Here is a 9,317-nt window from a genome sequence, read left to right as displayed (position 1 = left end):
CAGTGAGACAACGCGCTTTAGCGCGGCCCGCAGGGTGAGGAACGAAGAGACGAATAATCCTTCCCCCACCACCATCCCTATATGCTCCCCTGAATAAAATCAATCCTTGGCACTCCGATATCTCATTTATCAATTCCCTTAACCCTTCAGCACATCCTCAACTTGAACTCCGGCCAACAATTCGCTATACCACTGGCTTCTTTAATGCAGTAAGGAAAAAAGTGCATGCGTAACAATATCTGCGTTTTTTGCGGAGCAAGCGAAGGTGTTAACCCTGCATATGCCGAAAATGCACGGCAACTGGGCCAAACTCTCGCGGCCCAGGGTCGACGTTTGATCTACGGTGGCGGTAAAAAAGGGCTAATGGGCATTGTCGCGGATGCCGTGTTAGCCGCCGGTGGCGAAGCCGTTGGCATCATTCCTGAGCGATTGGTCGAAGCAGAAACCGCGCATCGTGGCCTGACCGAGTTGGAAGTGGTCCCTGACATGCATACCCGCAAGGCGCGTATGGCGGCGCTGGCAGACGGTTTTATCGCCCTGCCCGGCGGCATAGGAACGCTGGAAGAGCTGTTTGAAATCTGGACCTGGGGCCAGATTGGCTATCACAGCAAACCGGTGGGCCTGCTCGACGTGAACGGTTTCTACCGCCCGCTAAACAATTTCCTGCAGCACGTGGCCGATCAGGGCTTTATGCGCCATGACTACCTCGGCACCATGCACATCAGCGAATCCGCACAAACCTTGCTGCAACAATTCGACGACTATCAGCCCAAAAATTACGACCGCTGGGCGAAATAATCCGGCTTGCCAGCGGCGGCCATTGCCGCTGGCCCGCGTTACATTTCCGGCCAAACTCTGCTACTATCTCAACACATTTTTCTCGCATAAACGGCACCGCTCATGAAGTTTGTCTCTTTTAATATCAATGGACTGCGCGCGCGTCCGCACCAGCTGGCCGCAATTATCGAGCAGCACCAACCCGACGTGATCGGTCTGCAAGAAACCAAAGTTCACGATGATATGTTTCCATTGGAAGACGTCAGCCAGTACGGCTATCACGTGTTCTATCACGGGCAAAAAGGCCATTACGGCGTAGCACTGCTGACCAAAGAAAAGCCGCTGGCCGTGCGTCGCGGTTTCCCTACCGATGAGGAAGACGCACAGCGCCGCATCATCATGGCCGACCTGGCTACGCCGCAGGGCACTTTGACGGTGATCAACGGCTACTTCCCACAGGGTGAAAGCCGTGACCACCCGATCAAATTTCCTGCCAAAACGCGCTTCTATCAGGATCTGCAAAACTACCTTGAGCAGCAGATGTCGGTAGACTCACCGGTACTGGTAATGGGCGACGTCAATATCAGCCCAAGCGATTATGATATCGGTATCGGTGAAGAGAACCGCAAGCGCTGGTTGCGCACCGGTAAATGCTCTTTCCTGCCGGAAGAACGTGAATGGATGGATCGCCTGCTGAACTGGGGCCTGGTGGATACCTATCGCCACGCCAACCCAGAACGCAACGATCAGTTCTCTTGGTTCGACTACCGTTCGCGCGGCTTTGATGAAAACCGCGGCCTGCGCATTGATCTGCTGTTAGCCAGCACGCCACTGGCCGCGCGTTGTATCGCCACCGGCATCGATTATGATATCCGCGGGATGGAAAAACCTTCGGATCACGCGCCGGTTTGGGCGGAGTTCTCGCTGTAATTAACCCAACCCCGGCCCCGGCCGGGGTTTCTCTCTGTGGTAAAGATGAAAATTATCGATGTCGTCGCCGCCATTATCGAAAAGAATGGCAAAATTTTACTGGCGCAACGCGATGCCGACAGCGATCAAGCCGGCCTGTGGGAGTTCCCCGGCGGAAAAGTTGAAGTGGGCGAAAGTCAGCCTCAAGCCCTGGCGCGTGAACTGGACGAAGAGTTGGGGATTGTGGCCAGCGTCGGCAATTACGTCGCCAGTAATACGTGGCAGCAAACTGAGCGGGTGATTAGGTTACATGCGTGGCGTGTCGAGGCATTCAGTGGCGAATTACAGAACCGCTGCCATGCCGACTTTGTTTGGATCACGCCGGAGCAGGCGTTTGACTATCCGCTGGCTCCGGCCGACGTACCGCTGCTGACGGCGTATATTGCCAGTTTAACTTCAGAAGCCTGAGTCGCTGACGTTACCGCGTCACTTCTTCAGACGGATCCAGATCAGCGGATTGGTTCCCACCACGTTGGGATCGCGCACGCACTGCAGCACTTCCCCTTCCACCTTCAGTACCGCCCCTTCAGAATAGTTTTGGTCCTGATAAATACAGCAGCGGCTGCAAGGTTGCACGACAGGTTGAGCCGCCGCGCTTTTCGCCGCACCCCAAATTTCCGGTGACACCGGCACCACCACGTCCACATCGCCACGGTTGGCCATGACTGCCGACGAAAATAGCAGTGCGCCAGTGGTCAGCATCAGTAAGGCGTAATTCATTCGCTCTTCTCCCGCGCCTTGCCGGCGCTTTTCTTGCGTTTTTTTGCCCCGGAGGAAGGTGGCGGCGGCAACCCGCGAAACGCCATACTCGCCCGGCTCTGCTTGGCCTGATAAATCAGCTCCTGCAAAGTCCCCACCAGAGGTTGCATAAAGTCCTGATAGCGACAGGATTTCTCACTGATTTGCGTCAGCGTAGCCTCCCAGTTCGCCGTCATATCCGGACGGGCTGCAATATCCGGCAGCGAATGGATCAACGCCCGACCGGTTTCGCTGGAATGAATATAACGCCCTTTCTTATACAAAAACGCCCGCTTGAACAGCAACTCAATAATGCCTGCGCGCGTGGCCTCGGTCCCTAAACCATCGGTCGCTCGCAGGATTTTCTTTAGCGCTTTATCCTGAACAAAACGTGCAATACCGGTCATGGCGGAAAGCAGACTGGCATCGGTGAACGGACGCGGCGGCTGCGTCTGACGCTCAACCACTTCACCGCGTTCGCACAGCAGTTCGTCATCCTTCGCCACAACCGGTAACGGTGCGCCTTCGTTTTCTTCATCGCGCTCTTTGCTGCCCAATAGCGTGCGCCACCCTGCTTCAGCCAGAAAGCGTGCCTTGGCGATAAACTTGCCTCCGGCGATATCCAGCTCAATGACGCATTTGCGGAACATCGCATCCGGGCAAAACTGCATCAGGTACTGTCGGGCAACCAACCCATACACGTTCAGTTCGTCCTGACTCAGGCTGACTTTGCTGGCACGGGCTGTCGGAATAATAGCGTGGTGGGCATCCACCTTCTTGTCATCCCAGCAACGGTTACGACGATCGCTGTCGATCACCGGCTGCGGATAAAGATCCGGTTGATGAACACTGATGGCGTTCAACACCGAATGACGCCCGGCGAAATGCTCTTCCGGAAGGTAGCGGCAATCAGAACGCGGGTAAGTGATTAACTTATGGGTTTCGTACAGGCGCTGACAGACATCCAGCACCTGCTGGGCACTCAAGTTAAAACGTTTGGAAGCTTCGATTTGCAAGGTCGACAATGAAAACGGCAGCGGAGCGGTATCTGATTCCCGTTTATCATTATAGGAGGTGACCAGCGCCGGTTGGCCCTCGATGCGCTTAAGCACGTGCTCCGCCAAAGGTCGATGCAGCAGACGCCCTTCCTCATCCTGATAGGGTTCGCAGGAGTCGCTGGGTTGCCACAGGGCGACGAATCGCTCCTCTTTCGGCGTCACGATGTGCGCTTTCACTTCGAAAAAGTCTTTCGACACGAAGTTTTCGATATCTTCGTCCCGCCGTACCACCAGCCCCAATACTGGCGTTTGCACCCGTCCAACGGACAACACGCCCTCATAACCGGCATTGCGCCCCAAAATGGTGTAGGCACGGGTCATGTTGATGCCATACAACCAATCAGCGCGGGAACGCGCCAGGGCAGATACACACAAAGGGATAAAATCGCGGTTATCACGCAGCCGCTCTATGGCACGTTCCACCGCCTGCGGGTTGAGATCGTTGATCAGGCAACGGCGTACGCTGTGCCGTTTTTCCGGCGTCAGCGCCAGATAGTCGAGCACTTCGTCCACCAGCAGTTGGCCTTCGCGATCCGGGTCACCTGCATGCACCACCTCATCGGCTTCATGCAACAGTTTTTTGATTGCATTAAGCTGCTTGCTCACCGACGGGCGCGGCTGCAACTGCCACTTCTCTGGGATGATTGGCAAGTCCGCCAGCGACCAGCGCGCATAGCGGCTGTCGTAGGCATCAGGCTGCGCCTGCTCTAATAAGTGGCCCACACACCAGGTCACCACATCATTGTTACCGCAGGCGATAAATCCGTCGCCGCGGCGATGCGGTTTGGGAAGTACGTCGGCAATGGCGCGCGCCAAACTCGGTTTCTCGGCAATAAACAGTCGCATTATTCACCGTTATTCTGGCTGTACGTCATCAGGAATTCTCTTACTTCAGCATAATTCCCGCGGAATACGATCCGCTGGGATTTCTTTTCCAATTGATAGTGATACATCGGATCATAGTAGTGCTGCAACAACGGCACCAGCCACTCCTGATGCGCGTCACTATTACCGCTGGCATAGTGGCGCTGTAACGCCGATTCCAGGCTCTTCGTCAGCTGCTGAAAACGCTCCAGACCCAAACGACGGCGAATGGCGAACAGCCCATGGTGCAGATACTCATCGTATTTTTGCCAACCCGGCTCCGCCCCCAGAGCCTGTTCAAACTCCAGGCGCATGCGATCGATATATTCATGCTGCAGCCGTGCCAGACGCACCTCGAACGGATCGTCGATAACGGCCACCGGCGCTTGCTGCATGCGGTTGAAGATGGGTAACGGCAGATTGTTGCTGCCGATAATGCGCCCTTCATCCTCCAACACCCAGCGGCGGCAGCCACCATGCTGTTTTTTCAGCAATAACACAGCCAGACGATTCTCAAAATCAATCTGGCCGCTTTGTGCCACCAGCGTTCGGCCAAAAGATGAACCGCGATGCCGGGCCGCGCCCTCCAGATCGATACCTTCGGCCAGCTCATTGACCAACACCGTTTTGCCACTGCCGGTATTGCCGCCGATCAGCACCATCGGCAGTTCGGCACTTTGTTCCAACGTGGTCAGCAAGAACTGACGCAGCGCCTTGTAGCCGCCAATAATGCGCGGATAAGTCACTCCAGCCTCACGTAGCCATTGCTGTACCAGTTGCGAACGCAAACCGCCGCGAAAACAGTATAGGTAACCTTCTGGCCATTGCGCGCATTGCGCCAGCCACGCCGCCGTGCGCTGCTCGCGCAATCGGCCGTTAACCAGGCTGTGGCCCAGGGCAATCGCCGCCTGCTGACCCTGCTGTTTGTAACAGGTGCCAACAGCCTGCCGTTCATCGTCGTTCATCAACGGCAGGTTTACCGCATTGGCAAAAGCGCCCTGCTGAAACTCAACCGGCGCGCGCACGTCAATCAGCGGGATGTCCTGCAAAAAAATACGTCGATAATCCTGGGTATCTACCCGCTCCAGCGTAGTAGACACTACACAACCTCGATCAGCGGCTTACCCGCAACGGCCGTATGCAGTTCACCGATGGCCTGTAGCTGAATGCCGTGACGTTCGGCAATCGCCTGAACCTGCTGTTCCGCTTCCGGCAACACAGCCAGCAGCAAGCCACCGGAGGTTTGCGGATCGCATAACAATTGCCGCTGCAGGCTGGTCATTTCACCCACCAGATGGCCGTAACTTTCAAAGTTGCGCCCGGTGCCGCCCGGCACGCAGCCTTCGCCAATATAGCGCTCGATGTCCGGCAGTTTTGGCACTTGCTCAAACCAGACCGTCGCCTGTAATCCTGACCCCTGGCAAACCTCACTCAGGTGGCCCAGCAGACCGAAACCGGTCACGTCAGTCATCGCCGTTACGCCTTCGACATCGGCAAAATCCGCGCCCGGTTTGTTCAGTTGGCACATGACCTCGGTCGCCAGACCTTCATGTTCAGGCCGCAGCTTACTTTTCTTCTCGGCGGTGGTCAGCACGCCAATGCCCAGAGGTTTGGTCAGGAATAACCGCGCTCCGGCCTGGGCCGCGCTGTTTTTCTTCACCCGCTCGGTGCTGACGATGCCGGTAACCGCCAGGCCAAAAATAGGCTCAGGCGCATCGATAGAATGGCCGCCGGCTAACGCGATCCCCGCCTGTTGGCAGGCATAGCGCCCACCGTCGATCACCTGTTGCGCGACTTCCGGCGGCAGCTTGGCTATCGGCCAACCCAGAATGGCAATCGCCATGATCGGTTTACCGCCCATGGCATAAACGTCGCTGATGGCATTGGTTGCCGCGATGCGGCCGAAGTCGAACGGGTTATCAACGATAGGCATAAAGAAATCGGTAGTGCTGATAATGCCAACGCCGTTACCGATGTCATACACCGCAGCATCGTCACGGGTTTCATTGCCCACCAGCAAACGCGGATCGACAAACTTCTCCCGCTCGCTGTGCAGAATAGTTTCGAGAACTTTCGGTGAGATTTTACAACCGCAGCCTGCGCCATGGCTGTACTGGGTTAAACGGATCGCTGGCGATGTCATATACCACTCCCTTCGGTTAACGGCATTCAAGATATCATAGGGTAGCGCTTGCCGAGGGGAATGGTAAGAGCGGGCTGTCGATAACCGAACAGCCTGCTCAGAAACAACACAGAATGGCGGGATTTAACGCATTTTTGCGGCAACCCTGCGCCGGAGTTTATTAGAAGTAGCTGACGAATGGCGTGCTGTCCGGTGCGACAACTTTGGTTGCGGCTTTCAACTGAGGAGTCCCCAAATACAGGAAGCCAACAATTTCGTCCTGCTCACGGCAGCCAAAGGCTTCGCGAACCAGAGGATGTTCGGTCCAGGCCCCGGTACGCCAGATGCCGTTGAAGCCTTGCGCCAGCGCGGCCATCTGCATCGCCTGCACCGCACAACCGGCAGAAACTACCTGCTCCCAGCGCGGCACCTTGGTTTCTTCGGTGCAATGCGCCACCACGGTGATGATCAGCGGTGCACGGAACGGCGCTTTTGTCGCCTTCTCAATAGCCGCTTCGTCCATTTCGTCCTGCTTTGCAGCAGCTTGTAACAATTGGCTGAAGCGCTCCAGGCCCTGGTTTTCAATCATCACGAAACGCCATGGCTGCAATGCGCCGTGGTCAGGTGCCCGCAGGCCCGCGTTGATGATATTTTGACGAGCCTCATTAGTGGGCGCAGGCTCGGCGAGGCGTGAGGCCGAACGGCGGTTCAGTAAAAGATCCAGTGCATCCATCGTAAACTCCTGATAACAATTTTCATTACGATCACGTTAACATAGCTAAACGGCGAGTGACAGCGTCGGTAATACCCTCTGTGACACACGATTTAAAGCTGACATTTCCTCGGCCGCTCATTAGGATAGCGGAACATTCTCGACTCTTGCTGGAGAGCACATGCGCACATTGTGGCAAATCATTGCCGGCGTTTTCAGGTGGACATGGCGTCTGCTGAACTTTATCAGGGAACTGATCCTTAATCTGTTCCTGGTGTTGCTGATCCTGGTTGGGGTTGGCATCTATCTTTCATTCCAGAGCGCAACCACCCCTGCCGTGCCTACTCGCGGTGCGTTACTGGTGGACTTGAGCGGCGTGGTCGTTGACCAACCCTCGATGAACAACAAAGTGCGCCAATGGGGCCGTGAACTGCTGGGTGCGTCCAGTAACCGTCTGCAGGAAAACTCCCTGTTTGACGTGGTTGACAGCATCCGCAAAGCCAAGGACGACAAAAACATTACCGGTATGGTATTGCAGTTAAATGATTTTGCCGGCGCCGATCAACCTTCGCTGCAATACATCGGCAAGGCGCTGCGGGAATTCCGCGACAGCGGGAAACCGATTTTCGCCATTGGCGACAGCTATAACCAGACGCAATACTATCTGGCCAGCTACGCCAACAAGGTTTATCTGTCGCCACAGGGCGCCGTCGATCTGCACGGTTTCGCCACCAACAATCTTTACTACAAATCCCTGTTGGAGAAACTCAAGGTCACCACCAATATCTTCCGCGTGGGCACCTATAAATCTGCGGTAGAACCGCTGATCCGTGACGATATGTCACCAGCCGCCCGTGAGGCCGACAGCCGCTGGATTGGCGGGCTGTGGCAGAACTACCTGGATACGGTAGCCGCCAACCGTCAGATCACCGCGCAGCAACTGTTCCCCGGTGCGGCGGGCGTGTTGACCGGCTTGCAGGCCGCCGGTGGCGATACCGCCAAGTACGCGCTGGACAATAAACTGGTTGACGAGCTGGCTTCCCGCACCGTCATTGAGAACCAACTGATCAAGACTTTCGGTTGGGACAAGCAGGCGAACGATTTCAACGCCACCAGCATCTATGACTATCAGCCAAAAGCGGCGCCAGATCAGGGAGGCAAAATTGCCGTGATCTTCGCCAACGGCGCGATCATGGACGGCCCGCAGACGCCAGGCACCGTTGGGGGTGACACCACCGCCGCGGAACTGCGTCAGGCACGACTGGATCCGGCGATCAAAGCGGTTATCTTCCGGGTTAACAGCCCAGGGGGCAGCGTCAGCGCTTCTGAAGTGATCCGCTCCGAACTGGCCGCAGTACGCGCCGCCGGAAAACCAGTGGTGGTTTCCATGGGCGGTATGGCGGCATCGGGCGGTTATTGGGTCTCTACGCCGGCGGACTACATCATCGCCAGCCCGAGCACCCTCACCGGCTCTATCGGCATCTTCGGGGTGATCAACACCTATGAGCAGACGCTGGACAGCATTGGCGTGCATACCGACGGTGTGGCCACCTCGCCGCTGGCGGATCTGGCGGTGACCAAGGCGCTGCCACCAGAGTTCTCGCAGATGATGCAGTTGAACATCGAGAAAGGTTATCAAAACTTTATCGATCTGGTCGCCAAGGCCCGCAAAATGACGCCGCAGCAGGTTGACCAAATTGCTCAGGGGCACGTGTGGTTGGGCAGCGATGCCAAAACCAACGGTCTGGTCGATCAGTTGGGCGATTTTGACGACGCGGTGAAAAAAGCGGCCGAACTGGCGCAGTTGAAACAATGGCAGCTTAACTGGTTTGTCGATACGCCAAGCCTGACCGACATGGTACTCAGCCAGTTTGGCGTGTCTATTCACGCCATGCTGCCGGCAGCCATTCAGTCAATGCTGCCTGCGCCGCTGGCGTCGGTAGCCATGGCGGTAAAAGAACAGCCGGGTTTGTTCAACAACCTGAACGATCCGCAAAACCGCTATGCCATCTGTTTGACCTGCGGAGAAGTCCGCTAACAAATTAATCCTCAGCCCGGCACCCGCCGGGCTTTTTTT

The 9,317-nt window shown here is 56.3% G+C and carries 9 protein-coding genes and 1 other RNA gene; 5 read left to right on the top strand and 5 right to left on the bottom strand.

The window, feature by feature from the left end; translation table 11 throughout:
* The 4 genes from AC1RKG_RS11035 to AC1RKG_RS11020 all read left to right on the top strand — a co-directional run.
* Positions 1-74: non-coding RNA, RtT sRNA (locus AC1RKG_RS11035), on the top strand; the annotation flags it as partial.
* A gap of 151 nt (positions 75-225) precedes the next feature.
* Complete coding sequence (locus AC1RKG_RS11030) at positions 226-798, top strand: LOG family protein (protein ID WP_020827198.1); 573 nt, start codon at positions 226-228, stop codon at positions 796-798.
* A 102-nt stretch (positions 799-900) separates the two neighbouring features.
* Positions 901-1,707 carry an exodeoxyribonuclease III gene (gene xthA / locus AC1RKG_RS11025; protein ID WP_020827199.1) on the top strand — a complete coding sequence of 269 codons (807 nt, stop codon included), beginning with the start codon at positions 901-903 and terminating at the stop codon, positions 1,705-1,707.
* A 45-nt stretch (positions 1,708-1,752) separates the two neighbouring features.
* Positions 1,753-2,154: a pyrimidine (deoxy)nucleoside triphosphate diphosphatase gene (locus AC1RKG_RS11020; RefSeq protein WP_130015427.1), complete on the top strand. Its 402-nt coding sequence runs from the start codon at positions 1,753-1,755 to the stop codon at positions 2,152-2,154.
* Between the two features lie 18 nt (positions 2,155-2,172).
* On the opposite strand, the gene AC1RKG_RS11015 is transcribed toward AC1RKG_RS11020, so the two are convergent.
* From AC1RKG_RS11015 to AC1RKG_RS10995, 5 genes are all read right to left on the bottom strand, one after another.
* Entirely contained in the window at positions 2,173-2,466 is a 294-nt protein-coding gene (locus tag AC1RKG_RS11015; protein ID WP_020827201.1) for a DUF1496 domain-containing protein, read from the bottom strand.
* Positions 2,463-4,388, bottom strand: a complete 1,926-nt coding sequence (locus tag AC1RKG_RS11010; protein WP_493183005.1) for a DNA topoisomerase III — start codon at positions 4,386-4,388, stop codon at positions 2,463-2,465. The genes AC1RKG_RS11015 and AC1RKG_RS11010 overlap by 4 nt, the downstream gene beginning before the upstream one ends.
* A complete protein-coding gene (mnmH, locus tag AC1RKG_RS11005) occupies positions 4,388-5,506 on the bottom strand; it encodes a tRNA 2-selenouridine(34) synthase MnmH (RefSeq protein ID WP_493183003.1) in 1,119 nt (372 codons plus the stop codon). The genes AC1RKG_RS11010 and mnmH overlap by 1 nt, the downstream gene beginning before the upstream one ends.
* The gene (gene selD, locus AC1RKG_RS11000) at positions 5,506-6,549 is read right to left on the bottom strand and encodes a selenide, water dikinase SelD (RefSeq protein ID WP_493183001.1); all 1,044 of its coding nucleotides are present in this window, start codon (positions 6,547-6,549) and stop codon (positions 5,506-5,508) included. The genes mnmH and selD overlap by 1 nt, the downstream gene beginning before the upstream one ends.
* 160 nt (positions 6,550-6,709) lie before the next feature.
* Positions 6,710-7,261: an NAD(P)H nitroreductase gene (locus tag AC1RKG_RS10995; RefSeq protein WP_020827205.1), complete on the bottom strand. Its 552-nt coding sequence runs from the start codon at positions 7,259-7,261 to the stop codon at positions 6,710-6,712.
* Between the two features lie 160 nt (positions 7,262-7,421).
* On the opposite strand from AC1RKG_RS10995, the gene sppA reads away from it, so the two are divergent.
* Positions 7,422-9,278 carry a signal peptide peptidase SppA gene (gene sppA, locus AC1RKG_RS10990; RefSeq protein WP_020827206.1) on the top strand — a complete coding sequence of 619 codons (1,857 nt, stop codon included), beginning with the start codon at positions 7,422-7,424 and terminating at the stop codon, positions 9,276-9,278.
* The last annotated feature ends 39 nt before the right edge of the window (positions 9,279-9,317 follow it).

The sequence above is a fragment of the Serratia sp. GW822-FHT06D09 genome, from assembly GCF_058799515.1.
The sequence above is the reverse complement of the archived record's forward strand: the minus strand, read 5'-3'. Positions and strand labels throughout refer to the sequence as shown.

Coding starts and splice junctions, on each gene's coding strand:
- selD (WP_493183001.1), bottom strand. CDS start 6,549: ATGACATCGCCAGCGATCCGTTTAACCCAGTACAGCCATGGCGCAGGC.
- AC1RKG_RS11020 (WP_130015427.1), top strand. CDS start 1,753: ATGAAAATTATCGATGTCGTCGCCGCCATTATCGAAAAGAATGGCAAA.
- AC1RKG_RS10995 (WP_020827205.1), bottom strand. CDS start 7,261: ATGGATGCACTGGATCTTTTACTGAACCGCCGTTCGGCCTCACGCCTC.
- AC1RKG_RS11015 (WP_020827201.1), bottom strand. CDS start 2,466: ATGAATTACGCCTTACTGATGCTGACCACTGGCGCACTGCTATTTTCG.
- AC1RKG_RS11010 (WP_493183005.1), bottom strand. CDS start 4,388: ATGCGACTGTTTATTGCCGAGAAACCGAGTTTGGCGCGCGCCATTGCC.
- xthA (WP_020827199.1), top strand. CDS start 901: ATGAAGTTTGTCTCTTTTAATATCAATGGACTGCGCGCGCGTCCGCAC.
- sppA (WP_020827206.1), top strand. CDS start 7,422: ATGCGCACATTGTGGCAAATCATTGCCGGCGTTTTCAGGTGGACATGG.
- AC1RKG_RS11030 (WP_020827198.1), top strand. CDS start 226: ATGCGTAACAATATCTGCGTTTTTTGCGGAGCAAGCGAAGGTGTTAAC.